General features: G+C 51.7%; 19 protein-coding genes. 17 read left to right on the top strand and 2 right to left on the bottom strand.

The window, feature by feature from the left end:
- Nucleotides 1-9: 9 nt before the first annotated feature.
- The 17 genes from L6H70_RS07790 (at nt 10) to L6H70_RS07710 (ending at nt 18625) form a co-directional block, all read left to right on the top strand.
- A complete protein-coding gene (locus tag L6H70_RS07790) occupies nt 10-1437 on the top strand; it encodes a CCA tRNA nucleotidyltransferase (RefSeq protein WP_236331601.1) in 1428 nt (475 codons plus the stop codon).
- Nucleotides 1434-2234, top strand: a complete 801-nt coding sequence (locus L6H70_RS07785; protein WP_236331599.1) for a biotin--[acetyl-CoA-carboxylase] ligase — start codon at nt 1434-1436, stop codon at nt 2232-2234. Before L6H70_RS07790 ends, L6H70_RS07785 begins: the two co-directional genes overlap by 4 nt.
- Before the next feature lie 324 nt (nt 2235-2558).
- A complete protein-coding gene (gene panB / locus L6H70_RS07780) occupies nt 2559-3425 on the top strand; it encodes a 3-methyl-2-oxobutanoate hydroxymethyltransferase (protein WP_236331597.1) in 867 nt (288 codons plus the stop codon).
- Between the two features lie 49 nt (nt 3426-3474).
- On the top strand, nt 3475-4317 hold the full coding sequence (gene panC, locus L6H70_RS07775) for a pantoate--beta-alanine ligase (protein ID WP_423802810.1): 843 nt from the start codon (nt 3475-3477) through the stop codon (nt 4315-4317).
- Nucleotides 4310-4693 (top strand): aspartate 1-decarboxylase, encoded by a 384-nt coding sequence (gene panD / locus L6H70_RS07770; protein WP_236331593.1) that lies wholly within the window; start codon nt 4310-4312, stop codon nt 4691-4693. The genes panC and panD overlap by 8 nt, the downstream gene beginning before the upstream one ends.
- Before the next feature lie 114 nt (nt 4694-4807).
- Nucleotides 4808-5446, top strand: coding sequence for a tetratricopeptide repeat protein (locus L6H70_RS07765; protein ID WP_236331591.1), 639 nt, complete (start codon nt 4808-4810; stop codon nt 5444-5446).
- Nucleotides 5447-5561: 115 nt separating this feature from the next.
- Entirely contained in the window at nt 5562-8432 is a 2871-nt protein-coding gene (dinG, locus tag L6H70_RS07760; protein WP_236331588.1) for an ATP-dependent DNA helicase DinG, read from the top strand.
- A 168-nt stretch (nt 8433-8600) separates the two neighbouring features.
- On the top strand, nt 8601-9254 hold the full coding sequence (locus L6H70_RS07755) for a redox-sensing transcriptional repressor Rex (protein ID WP_236331587.1): 654 nt from the start codon (nt 8601-8603) through the stop codon (nt 9252-9254).
- The gene (locus L6H70_RS07750; protein WP_236331585.1) at nt 9241-10542 is read left to right on the top strand and encodes an amidohydrolase; all 1302 of its coding nucleotides are present in this window, start codon (nt 9241-9243) and stop codon (nt 10540-10542) included. Before L6H70_RS07755 ends, L6H70_RS07750 begins: the two co-directional genes overlap by 14 nt.
- Before the next feature lie 36 nt (nt 10543-10578).
- The gene (locus tag L6H70_RS07745; protein ID WP_236331583.1) at nt 10579-11097 is read left to right on the top strand and encodes a cell wall elongation regulator TseB-like domain-containing protein; all 519 of its coding nucleotides are present in this window, start codon (nt 10579-10581) and stop codon (nt 11095-11097) included.
- A 524-nt stretch (nt 11098-11621) separates the two neighbouring features.
- Nucleotides 11622-12164, top strand: coding sequence for a hypothetical protein (locus tag L6H70_RS07740; protein WP_236331581.1), 543 nt, complete (start codon nt 11622-11624; stop codon nt 12162-12164).
- The gene (locus L6H70_RS07735; RefSeq protein WP_236331579.1) at nt 12157-13659 is read left to right on the top strand and encodes an AAA family ATPase; all 1503 of its coding nucleotides are present in this window, start codon (nt 12157-12159) and stop codon (nt 13657-13659) included. The genes L6H70_RS07740 and L6H70_RS07735 overlap by 8 nt, the downstream gene beginning before the upstream one ends.
- A 132-nt stretch (nt 13660-13791) precedes the next feature.
- Nucleotides 13792-14664 carry a 3-hydroxyacyl-CoA dehydrogenase family protein gene (locus tag L6H70_RS07730; RefSeq protein WP_236331577.1) on the top strand — a complete coding sequence of 291 codons (873 nt, stop codon included), beginning with the start codon at nt 13792-13794 and terminating at the stop codon, nt 14662-14664.
- The gene (locus L6H70_RS07725) at nt 14661-15869 is read left to right on the top strand and encodes an acetate/propionate family kinase (RefSeq protein ID WP_236331576.1); all 1209 of its coding nucleotides are present in this window, start codon (nt 14661-14663) and stop codon (nt 15867-15869) included. Before L6H70_RS07730 ends, L6H70_RS07725 begins: the two co-directional genes overlap by 4 nt.
- Nucleotides 15870-15890: 21 nt before the next feature.
- Nucleotides 15891-17186, top strand: a complete 1296-nt coding sequence (gene asnS / locus L6H70_RS07720) for an asparagine--tRNA ligase (protein ID WP_206100803.1) — start codon at nt 15891-15893, stop codon at nt 17184-17186.
- A 22-nt stretch (nt 17187-17208) separates the two neighbouring features.
- Nucleotides 17209-17937: a DnaD domain-containing protein gene (locus tag L6H70_RS07715; RefSeq protein WP_236331574.1), complete on the top strand. Its 729-nt coding sequence runs from the start codon at nt 17209-17211 to the stop codon at nt 17935-17937.
- Nucleotides 17938-18076: 139 nt separating this feature from the next.
- Complete coding sequence (locus L6H70_RS07710) at nt 18077-18625, top strand: hypothetical protein (protein ID WP_236331572.1); 549 nt, start codon at nt 18077-18079, stop codon at nt 18623-18625.
- A 141-nt stretch (nt 18626-18766) separates the two neighbouring features.
- On the opposite strand, the gene proC is transcribed toward L6H70_RS07710, so the two are convergent.
- Both proC and L6H70_RS07700 read right to left on the bottom strand, forming a co-directional pair.
- Nucleotides 18767-19633 carry a pyrroline-5-carboxylate reductase gene (gene proC / locus L6H70_RS07705; RefSeq protein ID WP_236331569.1) on the bottom strand — a complete coding sequence of 289 codons (867 nt, stop codon included), beginning with the start codon at nt 19631-19633 and terminating at the stop codon, nt 18767-18769.
- 80 nt (nt 19634-19713) lie between these two features.
- A complete protein-coding gene (locus L6H70_RS07700; protein WP_236331567.1) occupies nt 19714-20961 on the bottom strand; it encodes a glutamate-5-semialdehyde dehydrogenase in 1248 nt (415 codons plus the stop codon).
- Nucleotides 20962-20983: the final 22 nt, after the last annotated feature.

Genomic DNA, 20983 nt, shown 5'->3' with positions numbered 1-20983 from the left:
GAGAGCTTCATGGAATGGACAATGGCACCATCCGGTATGGCGGAAGCAGCCGGCAAGGTGATAGCAAGCCTGCTTCAGAGCGGCCGTGAAGCCTATTATGTCGGGGGCTGCATCCGTGATGAGCTTCTGGGCCGGCCGGTGCATGATATGGATCTGACGACCTCTGCGCTGCCGGAGGAGGTTATGGCCATGTTCACCCGCTGTATCCCTACGGGACTAGCGCACGGCACGGTTACGGTATTGCAGGATGGCTACAGCTTTGAAGTGACGACGTACCGGACGGAAAGCGGCTATGCCGATCACCGCCGTCCGGAGCACGTCTTTTTTGTAAGCGATGTTAAAGAGGATCTGCGGCGGCGTGATTTCACAATCAATGCCATCTGCTGCGGTCTTGACGGTGTGCTGGTGGACCCTTTTGGGGGGGCGCGTGATTTAAGCGCCCGGCTGATCCGCTGCGTAGGCCAAGCGGAGGAACGCTTCGACGAGGACGCGCTGCGCATGCTGCGCTGCATCCGCTTCGCGTCGGTGCTGGACTTTGCCATCGCCAAGAACACTTGGCGGGGGCTGCTGCGCCAGCGGGATAAGCTGGCGCATATTGCCGTGGAGCGCGTCCGCAGTGAGACGGAGCGCATCATCGAGGGGCCGCATCCCTGGCGCGGCCTCGGCTTGCTCGCGCGCAGCGGCCTGCTGCCGCGCGGCAAAGCCCCGTTCCCCTGGACCGGCACCGATCTGGCGGCAGCCGCCGCCATCCTGCCCGGGATCGGGGAACTGCAGAGCGCCCGCCTGCGGTGGGCGCTGCTGCTCCATGCCCTGGGGCAGTCGGCCGTTTCGGCCGATGAGCTGCTGCGGGCATGGACGTTCCCGGGGGCGACGCGCAGCGCCGTCGCCCGGGTGCTGCGCGTCCGCGAAGCATGGGACGCGGCACTGGCCTCTGCGCCGGGGGGATCCGGCGCGGAGGAGGCACTGCGGCGGCGCTGGATCGCCGCTGTGCTCGCCTGCGGCACGGAAGCCGCCGAAGGGTGGCTGACGCTGCTGGAGGCGGTGCCGCAGGCCGCCTGCGTTACGCTGGGCGGCGCGCAGCCGCCGGGCAGCCAGTCCGGCGCGGGCACTGCCGGTGAGCCCGCTATGCCTTTCCGGCAGCCGGCCCCGGCTTCCATACCTCTGCGGCAGAATATTTCCGCTGGGGACGCACATGCTTCGGCTGCGCCGCTACACATCCCGCCTAGCCGCCTGCGCTCCTGGATGGCAGGTATGCCGCTCAGCTCGCTGGCGGAGCTGGCAGTTACGGGAAAAGAGCTGTCTGCAGCCCTGGACAAACGTCCCGGGCCGTGGCTGGGGGAGCTGCTGCAGAGGCTGCTGCATTCTGCCGCAGCCGGAGATATTCCTAACGACAATCAATTACTGCTGCAGGAAGCAAAAAAGGATGGATTCAAATGAAAAGCGATGACACCCGGCACCTGACACGGCTGAACCGTGATCATTTCGTTTCCAGCTGGAAAGACAATATTCAACTGCTGGAGACGGTGGCGTCTACCCAGGAGGAAGCGAAGAAGCTAGCCGAGAAAGGGGCGCCGGAAGGAACAGCGGTCCGGGCGGAAGAACAGACTGGCGGCCGCGGGCGGATGGGCAGGAAATGGCACTCCCCAGCCGGAAAAGGCATCTGGATGAGCGTCGTGCTTCGCCCTGACCTGCCGCTGTCCCTGACTCCGCAGCTTACGCTGCTTGCCGGAGTAGCAGTGTGCAGGGCTATCCGTGAGGTTACAGGTGTGCCGGCCGGGATCAAATGGCCGAACGATTTGCTGGCCGGCGGGCGCAAAATCTGCGGGATTTTACTGGAATCCTCTCTAAGGGAAGGCGGTTTGCATTATGCTATCGCGGGCATCGGTATTTCTGCTAACCTGACCGAAGAAGATTATCCAGACTACCTGCAGGGAGTCGGTACCTCGCTGCTGATCGAAGGCGGGGGGATTCCTGTTGACCGTACCCGGCTTACAGAAGCTGTGCTGACAGAGCTGGAATATTTATATACGCTTTACATAGAGCAGGGCTTTAAGCCGGTTAAGGATTTCTGGGAAGCCATGTCGGTGACGCTGGGCCGCCAAATCTCGTTCAGCACGCCTCAGGGGCGTTGCGAAGGAACTGCAATGGGTCTTGATGAGAACGGCGGTTTACTGCTGCAGGACGCCTCCGGGAAGATCATCAGTATATTGTCCGGTGAAATAGAAATGATCTGAGTGACAAGGGTTCCATCCCTTGTCACATTTTTTTGGTGTAATTGACGGCTGAATTTGCTATACTATGGACAGAGACGGTATCGTTCTGACGAACTGTACTCCGGGAATTTTTTGTTACTTCAGAAATTGCTATTGGGATACACCTTCATAACTGTACTACACGGTTACGTTGGATTCTGCTCTGAGCCGTAAGGACCGAGACAGAAGGGACGATCGCGAGTGACTCTTTTTTGCCCATCGGACCTTTTTAGCGGACTATGCTAAAGGGTTTTTTTGTTTGCGCGTTTACGCGTAATTTAACTGCGAAAAGGGGAACGGGAGCGAATGGCTGAAAAACATGCTACTAATATTGTGAAAATGAAAAAAATGAAAACGGACGGTGTGCCCTTGAGCATGCTGACCGCTTATGACTATCCGTCGGCACGTTTAGCTGAAGAGGCAGGGATTGATCTGATCCTGGTCGGAGATTCTTTGGGGAATGTGGTCCTTGGCTACGATACTACCCTGCCGGTAACGATTGACGATATGGTGTACCATACACGATCAGTCGTCCGGGGGGCACCGGATACCTTTATAGTAACGGATATGCCTTTTATGACTTACCACGGCAGCGTTGATGAGACTCTGCGCGGTGTGCGCCGGCTGATGCAGGAGGGCCGGGCTCAAGCCGTCAAGATGGAAGGCGGGCTGGAAATCTGTGATACTGTCTCTGCTGTGGTGAAAGCCGGTGTGCCTGTGCTTGGACATATCGGTCTTACTCCACAGTCTGTCAACATGATCGGCGGCTACCGGATTCAAGGGAAAGATCCAGAGGATGCCCGGAGGCTGATAAACGAGGCCAAAGCGCTTGAAGCAGCCGGGGCGTTCGGGATTGTGCTGGAACTGGTAACCGAAGAGGTGGCGGAGGCCATTACGAAGGCGCTCAGCATTCCGACGATCGGCATCGGTGCAGGCCGGTATTGCGACGGTCAGGTGCTGGTATTCCATGATATACTCCGTTATGCCTCACCCTACCGGGAGAAACGGTTCGTCAAAACCTATGCCGATGTGGGCAGCGTAATCCGTGAAGGAATCAGCAACTATGTTAAGGAAGTGAAGGAGCGTTCCTTCCCTTCTGAGAATCATATTTTTAATGCGGATGAGCATGTATTGGAATCTTTATACGGTGCTTCCGGAAAAGGAGCGAAATAAGATGAGAGTAGTCAGAACAGTAGCACAATTGCGTGAAGCGCTTGAATATATGCGTCAAGGAGGGCATACTCCCATCGGTTTTGTGCCAACAATGGGATATCTTCATGAAGGACATGCCAGTCTGCTGCGGCGGGCAGGAGAAATGAGCAGCACGGTCGTAATGAGCATTTTTGTCAATCCGCTGCAGTTCGGGCCCAATGAGGATTTTGCTTCATACCCCCGCGATGAAGTCCGGGATTTGGAGCTTGCGGAACGCGAAGGCGCAGATATTGTATTTATTCCAAGTGTGGAAGAGATGTATCCGCAGCCGATCCGCACGAAAGTATCGGTATCCTCGCTAACTACCCAGCTTTGCGGTGCTTCCCGTCCTGGACATTTCGACGGTGTGACCACTGTGGTCAGCAAGCTGTTTAACATCGTGCAGCCGGACTATGCTTTCTTCGGTCTTAAAGATGCCCAGCAGGTGGCTGTACTGCGCCGGATGGTTTCTGACCTGAACATGAATGTGGAAATTATCGCCTGTCCGATTGTCCGGGAGAATGACGGTCTCGCGCTCAGCTCGCGTAACGTCTACCTGTCGGCGCAAGAACGCAGTCAGGCACTAGTGCTATCCCGCTCACTCCAGAGCGTACGCCAAGCCATGGAGGAAGGCAAAGTCCGTACCGTAGACGACGCGCGGAACCTGCTCGTTTCGGTGATTTCCTCTTCTCCGCTTGCAGTGATCGATTATGCGGAAATTCTGACTTTCCCTGAACTGGAGACTCTGGATGGAAGCTCACTCTTAACGGATGCTGACGGCGAAATCATCATGGCACTGGCCGTGAAGTTCGGCAGAACCCGCCTGATTGATAATAATGTATTTATCCCGAAGGAGGCTCACGCTCTTGTTTAGACATATGATGAAATCCAAAATTCACCGTGCCACGGTGACAGAAGCTAATCTGAATTATGTGGGCAGCATAACCATTGATGAGGACCTGATGGAGGCCGCCGATCTGCTTGAAAACGAAAAAGTGCAAATTGTGGACAACAACAACGGCTCGCGTCTGGAAACCTACGTCATTCCGGGACCGCGGGGCAGCGGAGTGATTTGTCTCAACGGGGCGGCCGCCCGCCTAGTGCAGCCCGGAGATACGGTCATTATTATTTCCTACGCCATGCTGTCATCCGAGGAGCTGGCCGGACATAAGCCGACTGTAGTTTTTGTGGATGCCGACAACAAGCCGGTGAAGCTGGTAGATCATGAAGTGCACGCAACCATCGCTTAAGCAGCTGTTTTTGAGCCATGTAATCAATGGCAGGGATGAAGTACCCGTACTTTGCGAAAAATGAAGGCAGGCAAGCTTAGGCTGATTTCATTTTCAGTAAAGGGGGATGTCCCGATGTTTCAACATTTATTTGCTGAGATGAACAAGATGCTCCAGGAGATTGTCACGGACTATCCTTCTGCGGAAGGGGCGCGCCGGAATGATCTGTTATGCAAGTACAATATGCTTCACAGGCTTAGCGATGAAGTGATGGATGAATGGCTGGCCTTTGCCGAGAAATTGAGCCAATTCCGGGAGCATTCTGATTTTCCGGTTCAGCCGGAGGAAGCGGTGCAGCAGGAAGCTCCTGAGCTTGCCATGGACTCTTTTGTCAGGGGACAGGGGTATTATAAGCTGCTGATGTACGGCAAATGTATTGAGCAGTTCAAAGAAGTGATTCAGCAGCATCCGGACAGTCTGGCCGCCCGCCTGTATCTGGCTATGGCCTACTTGCAGGAAGGTGACGGAGAGACGGCCTGGGGCCATCTGAACCATATGCTGGCGCTGATCCGCGAGAGCAAGCTCAAGGCAATGATCTATAATGCTCTGGGCTGCATCAGAGCCTCACAGGAGCGCTTCAAGGAAGCAAGTGAATTGTTCAGTCTTTCTTTACTGCATGATCCCGCTTTGCCGGAGCCGAGTGTCAATCTGGAGGTTTGCCGCAAACGGGGCGGGAAGCTTCATTTTGGGAATCAGCTTGTTTCGCTGTTGTAATTATAGCCATTCATTTAGGCGATGCACCCACTTGAACAAGCGGCTTGCATCGCCTTTTTACGTAACTTCTGTTATGCTGATAAGGAGTCTCAAGTGAAAGGGAATAGAACTTATAATGAAATTTGCCGTGCTTGATTTTGAAACTACGGGAACCCAATCCGTGGGTGAGATCATCCAGGTTGGCCTTGCCATTATAGAAGAAGACCGGTCCATCTCCCGGGTGTATGGTTCCTATGTCAAGCCCGGAACGCCGATTCCACCTTTTATTACGGGCTTGACAGGCATAACCGATGAGGATGTAGCGAATGCCCCGGAGCTGGACGAAATGATGATGGAGCTTGTCCCGCTTTTGGATGATGTTGTGCTTGTTGGACATAATGTCGCTTTTGATTTTCATTTTTTACAGAGTGCTTTGGATCGCTGCGGCTATTTGCCGTTTCAGGGAAGAATTCTCGATACGATTGATTTTCTCAAAATTTGCTTTCCGTCACTGACGACCTACCAGCTTGGAGCGGTTAGCTCGCATTTCGGGCTTACCCATGAACGTCCGCATCAGGCGGACAGTGATGCGCTGGCAACAGCCCTGGTGCTGCTTCAATGTCTGGAAGAGCTATACAGCCTGCCTCTGCTGACTATTCAGCGGCTGACTGAGCTGTTTGCTGAAGAAGACAGTGATCTCGCATGGTATTTTGACGGCCTCCTGCGGGAACGGGAAATGGAGACCTTTCAGCCGGAAGGCGAGCTGACCTTTCATCGTCAGCTGGCACTGGCTGTAGGAGACTGGACTGAGCTTGTCCCGCCGCGGGAAGAAGGTTCCAGCAATCCTTTGGAGAATATATCCTTTGAAGACTATATGGCTGAAGTAACCAAGCGCCTTAAAGATACTTTGCCGCAATATGAAAGCCGGGAAGCCCAAGAAATTATGATCGGCGAGGTGAAGACGGCTCTTCAGGAGGAGAAGCATCTGCTGATTGAGGCGGGCACCGGTACCGGTAAATCGCTGGGCTACCTTTTGCCGGCAATCTATCAGAGCGTGCGCACTGACCAGAAGGTAATGGTCAGCACACATACCATCAATCTTCAGGATCAGCTGCGTGAGCGCGACATCCCCCTGCTTACGAGCGTGGTGCCGTTTCCGTTCAAAGCTGCGATCTTTAAGGGAAGAGGGCATTATTTATGCCTGCGCAAATTTGAACACAAAATTAATAAAAAAGACTTTGTAAGCCCCAGAGAAGAAGCCCTCACTGCGGCACAAATGATTGTGTGGCTGACCCAGACCCAATCAGGTGATGACGAGGAGTTGAATCTGAACGGCCGTGGTGGCGACTTTTGGGAGACTGTGGCGAGTGATACTGACTCCTGTCTGGGCCGCGCCTGCCCATGGTTCCGTAAATGCTATTACCACCGGGCCAAGCATGAAGCCGGTATTGCTGATGTGGTCATTACCAATCATTCCAAGCTGTTCGCCGATGTGAAGGCCGGACATCAGCTGCTTCCTGCTTACGAACATCTCGTGATTGATGAAGCTCATCATCTGGAGGATGTGGCCGGCAAGCATCTTGGCATGCAGATGAAGTATTTCACGGTAGCCCACACCCTGACGCGGCTGTACAAAGACAGTCGTAACGGACAGCTGCCGGCGTTGCGCCAGACCCTGCAATCCTCCGGCAGCGAAGAGGCTTCCGAGTGGAGCGGTGTGATCGACAGGATCTATCCGGACCTGTTGACGGTTAAGGAAACCTGGGATGCGCTCAGCGACAAGCTGTTTGGCCTCCTGCCCGAACGAAGTGACGCAGCGGCGGGTGAGGCCGGGCAGCTGGTGACACGCCTTCATCCCGGTAAGAAGCCGAAGGACTGGGAAGAGCTGGCTACATTAGAAAATACGCTGAATTTAAGCCTTAGCGATATTATCCGCAGAGGCGACAAAATGCTCAGCGAGATGCGTGATACTGAAAGCCAGTCCTCGTCGGACAGTCTGGTGACGGATATTGGCGGCTTGTTTAAGGATTTAGCCTCAATCCGTGAACAGATCCGTTTCTTCATGGGTTTAAATGATGAGAATATCGTTTATTGGATGGAGGGGAGCGGCAACTACCGCGGCAAATCGCTGCAGCTGTATGCTGTTCCGGTCGATGTCAGTACACAGCTCAAGGAGCTGTTCTTCGACAAGAAGAAGAGTATTGTGCTGACATCAGCGACACTTTCTGTTGATAAATCCTTCCAGTTCATGATCGATAATCTGGGGCTTAGCGAGGCCGCCGAACAGGATCGTCTTATGACAGCACTGCTGCCTTCGCCGTTCAAATACCGCGAACAGGCGCTGCTTGTTATTCCGCGTGATTTCCCCAGCGTCAAAGGCAGCGTGGGTGATGCCCGCTTTGTGGATAAGCTGGTGCATTCACTGGCGGAAACGGCGGTCGCAACCAAAGGCCGCATGCTTGTGCTGTTCACCTCGTATAAGATGCTGCGTCAGGTGTATGACCCGCTTAAGGAAGCACTGGCATCTGAGGATATTACGGTCCTTGGCCAAGGCGTGGAGGGAGGCAGCCGCAGCAAGCTGATCCGGCGGTTCCAGGACAGCTCGGCTTCGGTGCTGCTCGGGACCAGCAGCTTCTGGGAAGGTGTGGATATACCCGGAGAGGCACTGACTTGCCTGGCGATCGTCAGACTTCCGTTTCAGCCGCCGAACCATCCGCTCGCGGAGGCGAAGTCCGAGCTGTTACAGGCCCAGAAGAAGAATCCTTTCATGAAACTGTCTGTTCCGCAGGCGGTTATCCGTTTCAAGCAGGGGTTTGGCCGGCTGGTTCGGACGGCCCAGGATCGGGGAATTGTCATTGTATATGATACCAGGGTCATCGAAGCTTATTACGGGAAGTATTTCCTGTATTCTCTTCCGGGTCCCAAAATGGAGCATATGCTGACTGATCAGATGGTTCCGAGAATTGAAGAATGGCTTGAAGGCGGCAATGAGTCCAGCATTCAATGATCTCCTTCAGGAACCGGAAATTGCAATTATCTTGTACAGTTTTGTTTTGATAGTTTGATCATAAATGTTCTAGTCTCCGCATGCGCGTTCCCGGTTATGCTGCCGGAACGTGCCTTGCGGATTTCATAAGCTACGCATCAGAGTGATTTTATTTTAGGAGGAGAAAACATGAAATCGGATAAAATATCGGAGGCTGTTGTTCGCAGGCTCCCCGTGTACCTGCGTTTTCTGAATGATCTCCAGAAACGTGAAATCGCCACAGTTTCCTCTCAGGAGCTGGGGCAGAAGCTGGATCTCAACCCGGCTCAGATCCGCAAGGATCTGGCCTATTTCGGTGATTTTGGCAGAAAGGGCATTGGATATGATGTATCCTACCTGATCGAGAAAATCCGCCATATCCTCAAGCTTGACCAGCAAATCAACGTGGCTCTGGTCGGTGCCGGTAACCTCGGTCACGCCTTGTCCAACTATAACGCCTATCTGAAGGATACAATGAAAATTACGGCTGTCTTTGATTCTTATGCGCCTAAAGTGGGACAGAAGATCAACTCTCTGACTGTTCAGCCAATGGAAGAGCTGGGCCAGACGATTCGTGAGCAGGGTATCCGGATTGGTATTATCACCGTTCCGGACAGCGAAGCGCAGAATGTAGCTGATATTCTGGTGGAATCGGGGATCGAAGCTATCCTGAATTTTGCGCCGGTAATTTTAAAAACCCCGCCAACGATTCGCATTCATGCTGCCGACTTTACGACCGATCTGCAGAGTCTGGCCTATTATTTGCATGATGGAAAGGAAGAGCATACGGATGAGCAGCAATAAGACAGTAATCGAAAATGGACGCTTTCTCGTACCCGGTTCGGTGCAACCCGTCCTGAACGGTTATATGACTATAGAAAATGACCTGATCACATACATAGGGGAAGACAAACCCGCCTTTGAAGAGGGTGTCCTGACCGTTGACGGCAGCCGCCTGCTGTTTATGCCGGGTCTGATCAATACTCATGGCCATGCGGCGATGTCGCTTCTGCGTGGTTATGGTGATGATATGGTGCTTCAGAGCTGGCTGCAGGAAAAGATGTGGCCGATGGAAGCGAAATTCACCGGAGATGATGTATACTGGGGGACTGCCTTGTCTGTTCTCGAGATGCTGAAGGGCGGCACAACGACCTTCCTGGACATGTACGATCATATGGACCGCGTTGCAGAGGTGACAGAGAAGTCGGGCATACGTGCTGTGCTTATGCGCGGTGCGATCGGTCTATGTCCGGAGGATGTGCAGAACCAGAAGCTTGCCGAAGCCGTAGAGTTCGCCCAGAACTGGCACGGCAAGGCGGACGGCCGGATTACGGCAATGCTCTCGCCTCACGCTCCGTACACCTGTCCGCCGGAATTTTTCATGAAATTTGTGCAGGCAGCCCATGATCTGGATTTGCCGATGCATACGCATATGTCCGAAACGCGCCATGAGGTGGAGCAGAACGTGGCCGATTACGGCCTGCGCCCTGTGGCCCATCTGGAGAAGCTGGGTATGTTCACCAGACCGTCCCTGATTGCCCATGGCGTACATTTGAATGATGAAGAAATTGAGATTCTGGCCCGTTATAAGGTTGGCGTATCCCATAATCCGGGCAGTAACCTGAAGCTTGCGAGCGGAGTTGCCCGTGTGCCTGAATTGCTCAGAGCCGAAGTGAAGGTCTCGCTCGGAACTGACGGAGCGGCTAGCAACAACAACCTGGATATGTTCGAGGAAATGCGGCTTGCAGCGTTAATCCATAAAGGTGTAAGCGGAGATCCTACTGCAGTACCGGCACCGGAAGCACTGCTGATGGCGACAGAATATGGCGCTGCCTCTATCTATCTGAACAATGTTGGGCGTCTTGCCGCAGGCATGAAGGCTGATTTTATCGCAATTGATATTGACCAGCCTCATTTGCTGCCGCATTCTGACCTGCTCTCCCATGCCGTATATTCGGCAAGTGCCAAGGATGTAGAGCATGTCTGGATTAACGGCCAGCAGGTTGTAAAGCACGGTAAATGCCTGACGCTGGATGAGGAAGAAATCCGCCGTAAGGCGCAGGAAACCTTCGAAAGCCTGCTCAAACGTTAATATCAGGTTGTTATTTTAAGGAAAGGGAGCTGCACTTTGAGGAAAAGGAAAAAATGGCTTCCGCTGGGGATTGGCGTGGTGCTGCTCCTTTTGTTCGGACTCGGGCAGTTCTATGCCTATATCATGAAGGACCAGTGGAATGAGCGGAATGCAGCCAAGGAAGTTGCTAAGTCCCGTGCCGGACTGACGGAGATCACTAAAGCGCAGAAATCGGTCTGGGATGCAAACTCGATCTACTGGGTGCTTACGGGAAAAAACGGTGCCGGGACGAAGCTTATGGTCTGGGTCCGTTTTACGCTTGACGGGAAGCCGGCTGGAGGGACCAACGATATTTATGCGGAAGAGCTGTCTAAGGGAACCTCGGAGAAGCAGATCCGCGCAATTATAGCCGCTCAGCTACCGGGTGCAGCAATTAAGAGGCTGCTTCCGGGTGTGTTTAACGGTGAATACGCATGGCAGGTCTTTTACAAGCTGGACAACAGGTATTATTACCAGTTCTACCGGTTCGCGGATGGTACGGCGATTGGCGAGGGCTACAGTCTGCCAAGCAAATAAGACATCATAAGAGGAACGGGCGGCAGGTGGACAGGCAACTGTTTACCTGCTGTTTTCTTTTCTGATAAAGTGTAATGATGATTGATATAGACGATGATGTATATGATTGATATATTAGTAGCAGTAATACATACCTTTGTCTTGCGGAATATAGCGGAGCATCCGGCGGTAATGAGGTTACCACAGACAGTCAGGACTTTGCCGTTTATATGATTAGTAAAATTAATATCTTGCTATAATAATATTCTCGCGAATTTGCAAACGAATGGAAAAAAGACCTGAATGAACTAATCATTCAGGTCTTTTTTGTCGATAAAGGGGCAAAGAGTAATAAAACACCCAGAAATTAGTATCGAAAATTTTAAATATATTCACAATTTTATTCGGAATCGTATATACACATATGATATACTACTATTTGTATTAAGACATGCCAAAGAGCATGTCAGAATCGGAAACCTGTTTGACACGCTATCTATTGCATTCATATAGTTATAGCCCCATATCTGAGAGGAGGACGTTTCTTGAAATTACGTCTTGTGCCTGTGCTTTTAACGTCTTTGTTGTCTGCTGCGCTGCTCTTTGGCGGCTGGTACTCCTATCGCCAGTTCGTTGTGCAGGAGCCGCTCCAAAAGATTGTATCATCCTACGAAGGAGTCAACGATTCACATATTACTATTAACCGTAACGAGGTCACTTTGAAACTGGATCTCGCACCCGGCACGAAATTGCGTGAGCTGGTGCAGTATGTGAACACTAAGGGCAGTTCCGCCATTGACGGCCGTACCCTGAAACTTGATGTGAATCAGCACTCCAGCGCCCTGCTTGACGAATATTGGGACAAGGCGATGTTCTCGGTCGCTGAAGCGATGGAGAGCCGTAAATATACACTTATCCCTGCCAAGCTGGATGGACTTATCGCGGAATATTCGCAATATAAAGATGTGACTGCAACGACCGAAATTGATGACAGTAACGTATATGTAAGCCTTACAAACGGTAAAGAGAGCAAATTTATTATTTTACCCCGGGTTCCAGGAGCGATAGGAGTGTGGAACAATGCCTAAGTATTGGAAAGAAGTTCTGGCCGGATTTGTTCCGGTACTGCTGATTTTTATGGCGTTTGTCGGTATCAATATTTTTCCGGTGATTATTGCCGCCGGCATGATCGGCGCACTGCTGCTGATTGCCCACCTGCGCGGCGGATTGACGGTAAATGCGGGCGCGGATAAGAAGCGTAAGAAGAGCGGCCCATCCAAGCTTACCTTTGAAGAAATCGGCGGACAGGACAATGCGAAGCAAGAGCTGCGCGAAGCACTGGATTTTCTGATCCGGCATGAGGAAATCAGCAAGTTCGGCATTCGCCCGTTGAAGGGTATTCTGCTTACCGGCCCTCCGGGAACAGGGAAGACTCTGATGGCCAAAGCGGCGGCACATTACACTAATTCCGTGTTTGTCGCGGCATCAGGCAGTGAGTTCGTGGAAATGTACGTGGGTGTCGGAGCCGGACGTATCCGTGATTTGTTTAAGGATGCCCGCAACCGCGCCTTAAAAGAAAACAAGCAAAGCGCAATTATTTTTATCGATGAAATTGATGTAATCGGCGGTAAGCGTGAAGGCGGGCAGCAGCGCGAGTATGATCAGACGCTGAATCAGCTGCTGACTGAAATGGACGGGATCTACAACAACGACACCCCGCGCATCCTGCTGGTTGCTGCGACGAACCGTAAAGAGATGCTTGACTCCGCGCTGCTGCGTCCGGGCCGGTTTGACCGTCATATCCAGGTCGATATGCCTGACAAGAAGGGCCGCAGATCGATTCTCGATTTGCACGCCAAGAATAAGCCGCTGCACGCGGATGTCAATCTGGACAAGGTAGCAGAAGAAGCCTACGGGTTCTCTGGTGCCCAGCTGGAAAGTGTAATGAACGAGGCCGCGATTTACATGATGCGTGAGAACCTGACCGAAGTGGAACAGCGGCATCTCTCGCTGGCCATCGACAAGGTGATGATGGGCGAAAAGACAGACCGTGAGACGAACCAGGAAGAAAAGCAGCGGGTGGCTATCCACGAACTTGGCCATGCGATTATGGCAGAGCTGCTGCGTCCGGGAAGTGTCAGCCAGGTTACCCTGACTCCACGCGGACAGGCTTTGGGTTATGTTCGGCATAATCCGCAGACCGAGCAATACCTCTACACTAAGGATTATCTGGAGCATCAAATTATGATTGCCCTTGGAGGGGCAGCTTCGGAAGAGATGTATTACGGCGGACGAAGCACCGGCTCACGAGGCGATTTTGACCAGGCGCTGAACATTGTAGAGACGATGATGAAATCCGGACTTACCTCACTTGGCATCGCCAACCTGGAAATGGTTACCACGGAAGAGTTAATGAAGGAAAATAGTAAAATATTAGATGAGCTCATGATTCGCACCCGAGACCTGCTGGAGAAACAGAGAAATGTGTTTGACTACTCTTTGGATATATTAATGAAGGAGGAAGTCCTCTCCGGAGAGCAATTTCGTTGTCAATTTCGTGACAGTGTGAAATTACCGGCATAATTATTTATGCCGGTTATTTTTTTTTACTTTTCAGACATGCTAAGATATTATTATATGTCGGGCTACATATTTTTTACGACAGACAAGGTACAATACAAAAGTATAGATACCTGAAAGGATGGAGACTTTTACATGAATTTTAAAAAAATCGGCGTCATCGGCGGCGGAACCATGGGTCAAGGGATTGCTGAAATGCTGGCAGCCAAGGGCCTGGATGTTTTGCTGGTGGAGAAAACCTCTGAAAGACTGGATTACTCTTACGGAATGATCGAGACAAGTCTCGACAAACAGTTGGAGAAATGGGCAATTACCCAGGCTGAGAAGAAACTGATTCTGAGCCGTATTCAAAAAGTGACACATTTCGCGGAGCTCAGCTCGTGTGATATGGTGATTGAGACCATTACCGAGGACCTGGAAGCGAAGCAAAAAGTATTTAATCAGCTGGATGCAGTGTGTCCGAGCAACATTATTCTGGCCAGCAACACGTCGACACTCAGCTTGACAGAGCTTGCCAGCTCTACAATGTATCCGGAACGCGTAATCGGCATGCACTTTATACATCCTGTAGGTAAGGTGGACCTTGTTGAAATCGTGCGCGGTCTGAAAACTTCCGACAGCACTTTTGAAGATACCAAAGCCTTTGTTGATGAAATTGTTGATAAAAAGGGCGTAATGATTTACGAATCCCCGGGATTTGTATCCTCACGCCTCATTTGCTTGTTCATTAACGAAGCTATGCATGTGCTTCAAGAAGGTGTTGCTTCTCCTGAGGATATCGATGATGCAATGCGCATCGGTTATCAATTCCAGCATGGACCGCTTGAAATGGCTGACCGTTTCGGATTGGATTCCGTGCTTGCCGCACTTGAAAACATGTTCCGTGAATACGGTGAACTGAAGTACCGTCCATCGACTATTCTGAAGAAAATGGTGCGTGCAGGACAATTGGGTGCAAAATCGGGCGAAGGCTTCTTCAAGTATGACAAGGATGGTGACCGGATATGAACGTTTTAGTAATCAACTCGGGTAGTTCTTCTTTAAAATATCAGCTGTACAATATGACGGATGAATCCGTACTGGCAAAAGGTCTGGTAGAACGTATCGGGATGGATTCGTCCATTCTGACCCACAAACCGACCGGCAAACCGGATGTGACGGAAGTCAGTGAAATCCTGGAGCATAATACGGCGATCCGCAAAGTACTCGCGTGTCTGACTGACAGTGAGCATGGTGTAATTGGCTCCATTGATGAAATCAATGCTGTGGGCCACCGTGTTGTACACGGGGGAGAATTTTTCAAGGAATCCTCTTTGGTGGACGGCGATGCCAAATCGAAGATCCGCCAGCTGTTTGACCTTGCACCGCTGCACAATCCTGCTGCAGTAATGGGGATCACAGCTACTGAAATCAATATGCCGGGTGTTCCGCAGGCTGTTATTTTCGATACTGCGTTCCATCAGACTATGCCTGAAAAAGCTTATATGTACGCAATTCCTAGAGTGCTGTACAACAAATACAAAGTCCGCCGCTACGGCGCACACGGCACATCCCATGATTTCGTCAGCAAAGCTGCAGCCGAATATCTGGACCGTCCGCTCGAGGACTTGAAGATCATTACTTGCCATATCGGTAACGGCGCAAGCGTAACTGCGGTTCAAGGCGGAGTATCTATCGATACCTCGATGGGGATGACCCCGCTTGAAGGTCTGATGATGGGTACACGCAGTGGTGACCTTGATCCCGCTATCGTTCCTTATGTGATGAACAAGGAAGAGCTGTCCGTCGGCGAAGTGAACTCCATGCTTAATAAGCACAGCGGTCTCTTGGCTATTTCCGGTGTGAGCAGCGACATGCGTGATATTATTGACGGTGCGGAGAAGGGCGAGCCTAACTCCACGCTTGCTTTTGAAATGTATGAATACCGTCTGCGCAAATATATCGGTTCTTATGCAGCCGCTATGAACGGTGTGGACGTCATCGTCTTCACAGCAGGTGTCGGCGAGAACGCATCGCTGCTGCGCGAAAGAGTACTGAATAATCTTACCTTCCTTGGCATTGAGCTTGATGCTGAGGCCAACAAGGTTCGTTCCGGCGATCCGCGCCGCATCTCTACAGCTGATTCCAAGGTACAGGTGCTGGTGGTTCCGACAAACGAAGAGCTTGTCATTGCACGCGATACCTATCGCCTTGTGCAAGGAATTAACGGCTAAATTAGAGGAGAGATCTTAGGCATGGCTAACAAGAGTGTAATCAAGAATGTGAATGAGCATGTCGGAGAGAGTGTTGTTATCGGCTGTTGGGTAAACAACAAACGCTCCAGCGGTAAAATTCAATTCCTGCAGCTTCGGGATGGTACAGGCTATATCCAGGGTGTTGTGGTGAAATCGGAAGTGCCTGAGCAGGTCTGGGACGATGCGAAAAGCCTCACCCAAGAAAGCTCATTGTATGTGACCGGCATTATCCGTGAGGAACCGCGCAGCCAATCCGGGTATGAAATGACTGTTACCGGAATAGAAGTGTTGCATCTCACCGAAAATTATCCGATTACCCCGAAGGAGCATGGCGTGGATTTCCTGATGGATCACCGTCATCTCTGGCTGCGTTCCGCGAAGCAGCGTGCGGTACTCGTTATCCGTGCGGAGATCATCCGTGCGATTCAGCAGTTCTTCAATCAGAATGACTTTACGAAGGTGGATCCGCCGATCTTGACTCCAACCTCGGCTGAAGGAACCACGAATCTGTTCCACACGAAGTATTTTGATGAGGATGCCTACCTGACGCAGAGCGGCCAGCTGTACATGGAAGCTGCTGCGATGGCACTGGGCAAGGTGTATTCTTTCGGGCCGACGTTCCGTGCGGAAAAATCGAAGACCCGCCGTCACTTAATTGAGTTCTGGATGATCGAGCCTGAAATGGCCTTCACTGATCACGAAGAAAGTCTCAAGGTGCAGGAAGACTTCATCAGCTTTATCGTGCAATCCGTATTAACCAACTGCCGCGCTGAGCTTGAAGCGGTGGGCCGCGATATCTCCAAGCTGGAGAATATCAAAGCACCGTTCCCGCGGATTACTTATGATGATGCGATTAAGTTCCTGAATGAGAATGGCCATGAAATTGCCTGGGGCGATGATTTCGGCGCACCGCATGAAACTGCAATTGCGGAAGCGAATGATAAACCGGTGTTCATTACGCATTATCCGGCTTCCTTCAAGGCATTCTATATGAAGCCGCATCCTGAGCGCCCAGAGGTTGTACTCTGCGCAGACATGATCGCACCTGAGGGTTATGGTGAGATTATTGGCGGATCGCAGCGTATCGACGATCCTGCACTGCTGGAGCAACGTTTTAAAGAGCATAATCTATCAATGGATACCTATAAATGGTACATGGATTTGCGGACTTACGGTTCTGTGCCTCACTCCGGCTTCGGTCTTGGACTTGAGCGTACGGTAGCCTGGATCTGCGGCCTGGATCATGTGCGTGAAACGATTCCGTTCCCGCGTACCTTGTACCGTCTCTACCCGTAAATAACGCAAAGGGGGCTGGAGTATGGACGGCAAAGGATGGAATACCTGGGGTGAAGGCGCAGCTTTCGGTCTTCAGAACGGGATGGCCGTCATTCCTTATGCACTCTTAAAATATTACCGGAAGCTGAATCTTAGCGGCAGTGAAGCGATGCTGCTTATCCATCTGCTGTCTTTCCGGCAGGTGGAAGGCATCGAATTCCCGTCGCTGGAGGAACTGCAAAATGTGACCGGACGGAGCATATCTGTAATCGCCGGGGAGCTGCAGAAGCTGATGAAGGAAGGTTTTATCAGCATCGACGGAGATAATGACGAGCTGAGAGATATTCATTATGAGCAGTACAATTTCTCAGGATTGTACAGCAAGCTTGGTGCTTACCTTGCCGAGGCTGCACAGGAAGCTGCTCAAGGCAAGACTGCGGGCCATGCGCAGACAAGCCGGACCGCTGGACGATATTCCGGCAATCCGGCTGCTGCAGCGCCCGGAGAAGTCGAGGAGAGCCGCAACCTGTTCAGTATTTTCGAGAAGGAATTTGGCCGTCCGCTGTCGCCGATGGAATGTGAGACGATATCCGGCTGGGTAGATCAGGACCGTTATCCGGAGGAGCTCATTCTGCTTGCGCTCAAAGAATCTGTATTTGCAGGGAAGGTACACTTCCGCTACATCGACCGGATTTTGCTCGAATGGGCACGTAACCGGGTAAAGAATGCCCAGGATGTGAAGAACTACTCACAGAACTTCCGTGGAAGATAGCTGCATGAATAATTAAAAACCTGTTGGCTTGGGAAACCAAGTTCAACAGGTTTTTTTGCATGTACAAATATTTGCGACAAAAAACCTTTTGAGGTAAAATTTTACTGAAGGAGAATAAAATTAATCTTGGAGGACTTTCATGCGGATAAAGTTAATTCCCGCTCATCATAAATTCAAAAAGAAGGCCGCTGGCATTGCAATTACCGTAGGTGTTGTAGTAGTTGTTGGTATCGCAGCAATAATAACGGCATTTTTATTTAGAGGTCCTGAGGAAAATTCGGTCACATTGGATGTCTTGTCCCCAGTCACAACTCAGGAGCAAACCTCCGTAACGCAGACACCAGAAGAAAGTGTTATCGTATCTGGTGGGATTGAAACCAAGGACGGTAAAGATTTGACAATCTGGCTGGCGGCAGGCAGAGACAACAATTTCGCGGTCATGAGTAGAAAACAGGACGAGACTCTAACGATGAGCGTGGAATCTGACCAGGAGATCAAGCTTGAAATCGGAATTATTTCTGTATCGAGCGATAAAATTTACAGTGAGTCCGTCCCTAGCGGAACGGGTACTGTTACGATTACGGTGCCGGAAGACGGCGACTATCGTGTTTACATCAAGAATCATTCTGCTATAGAGGCACACTTCCGTTTAATACTTGATGAACCTCTTACTAGCCCTCTTGTATAAGTCCAGAATGGGTTCAGTAACATATACAAGAAAGCCCGCAGATGATTCCATATAGGAAGTCACATGCGGGCTTCTTTGTTATAAGCTGTTACATCAGAACCCGCTGCCTCTAGTAAATAAAGGCCATCGAGAGGTAAGGTGTTAGAGCAGTTCTTTCTCAACAGCTGCGCCCATTTCACGGGAGCGCTCGGCGCAGCTGTTCACCGCTGCAATGACCGTCTCGAAGAAATCACCTTTTTCGAGGGTTTCAATCGCGGCTTGCGTTGCACCGTTTGGAGACGTAACCTTTTTCCGCAGGGCAGCCGGTTCTTCACCTGTCTGCTGTACCATACGGGCTGCCCCCAATACGCTCTGCACGGTTAATTCTGCGCTCTGCTCCGGTGTGAGTCCGCCCCGGATACCCGCGGCGGTCATCGCTTCCATCATGTAGTAGATGTAAGCTGGTCCGCTGCCGGAGATCCCGGTCAGAATTTCCATCCGTTCCTCTTCAATCACGGAAGTGATGCCGACCGATTCAAAAATATTGAGCGCCAGGCGGCGGCCGGAGTCGTCCACTTCCTTGGAGAAGGCAATGCCGGTCGCTCCAAGTCCGATCGTACTCGAGGTGTTGGGCATCGTGCGTACTACAGGCTGTGTTGTGCCGAGCAGGGCTTGAATTGTACGGATCGTCAGGCCTGCGATAACAGAGACAATGAGCTGACCGGGTGAGAGCAGCGGAGCGAGTCCGCGAAGCGCCTCGGCAGCATCCTTCGGTTTCATAGCCAGGACAATCACATTAGCGTTTGCCAGGATTTCCGCTTTCTGCCCTGGGTCATTGCTGCCCCGTACGCCGTAGCGGCTGCGCAGCTCAGCCAGCCGTTCGCTGCTGCTGCGGTTAAGCATGGTGATGTTCTCAGAAGAAATTACGCTGCGGGCAATCATGCCCCGTACAATTGCTTCGGCCATCGATCCGGCGCCATAGAAGACGATTTTATCATTAATAAGTGGAATAGTCGGTTGCTGACACATGCAATAAGTTCCCCCTAAATGTATTGTTCAGCATACTACCGCTGATTTGTATCGACAAATTTTCTGCGGTAGTATGCCTGTTATCCCCGAATTTGACCGTTGCCGCGGATTTTATATTTGCAGGAGGTGAGTGCGGGCAGACCCATCGGGCCGCGGGCATGCAGCTTCTGGGTGCTGATTCCGATTTCGGCGCCGAAGCCGAATTCAAAGCCGTCCGTGAAACGTGTAGAGGCATTATGATAAACGGCAGCAGCGTCTACTTCCTGCAGGAAACGTGCAGCATGCTCAGCATTTTCAGTTACGATGCATTCGGAATGTTTGGTGCTGAATTCGGCAATATGGCGTAAGGCTTCATCCAGTCCGCCGACAATCCGGATATTTAGAATATAGTCATTATACTCAGTTGCATAGTCTTCCGCAGTTACCGGTACTGCCCACGGAATTAGGGCTATAGTTTCCGGACAGCCGCGTAATTCAACATTTACCCTGCGAAAGGCTTCGGCAAGCGAAAGCATATGTTCAGCGGCGTAGTCGCGGTGGACAAGCAGCGTTTCCATTGAATTACAGACAGAAGGGCGCTGGGCTTTGGCGTTAAGGCTGATCCGTTCAGCCATTTCCGGGTCACTGCCTGCATCCAGATAAGTATGGCATATGCCTGCTCCTGTTTCAATCACCGGCACGGTAGCATTGAGGACAACATTCTGGATCAGAGAGCTGCCCCCGCGCGGAATAATGACATCGAGGAGGCCATTCAGCTTGAGCATCTCATCCACAGAGGAACGGTTCGGATCTTCAATCAGCTGCAGAGCTGCGGCAGGGATTGCCGTTTCAGCCAAAGCGTTATGCAGTACTTCGACAATTTTACGGTTGGACGAGAGGGCGGAAGATCCGCCGCGCAGGACCACGGCATTCCCGGTCTTCAGGCACAGCCCGGCTGCGTCAACCGTCACATTAGGACGAGCTTCATAGATAATGCCGATAACCCCAAGCGGGACGCGGATTTTCTCGATCGATAGACCGTTAGGACGTTCAATCGTTTCGAGTGTGTCGCCGATAGGGTCAGGCAAGACAGCGATTTGCTGCAATCCCTCCGAAATGGCATCTATCCGGCTGACATCCAGTGCCAGACGGTCCAGCATCGATTCCGGAGTGCCGGCGAGACGCCCGCGCTCCAGGTCTTCCAGATTGGCGGCAATAATAGCTGAGGCTTCTCGCCGCAATGCTGCAGCCATGATAAGCAGTGCTTCATTTTTCTGGCCTGTGGTTAGGCTTGCAAGTATCCCTGTGGTCTCTTTCGCCAAAGAGGCTTTAGTAACGACTTCACTCATATCTTTCCCTCCTGTACATTGT

The sequence above is a fragment of the Paenibacillus auburnensis genome (genome assembly GCF_927798115.1).
Lineage (GTDB): Bacteria > Bacillota > Bacilli > Paenibacillales > Paenibacillaceae > Paenibacillus_AQ > Paenibacillus_AQ auburnensis.
Note: the sequence above shows the minus strand (reverse complement) of the source record. Positions and strands in the feature narration are given on the sequence as shown.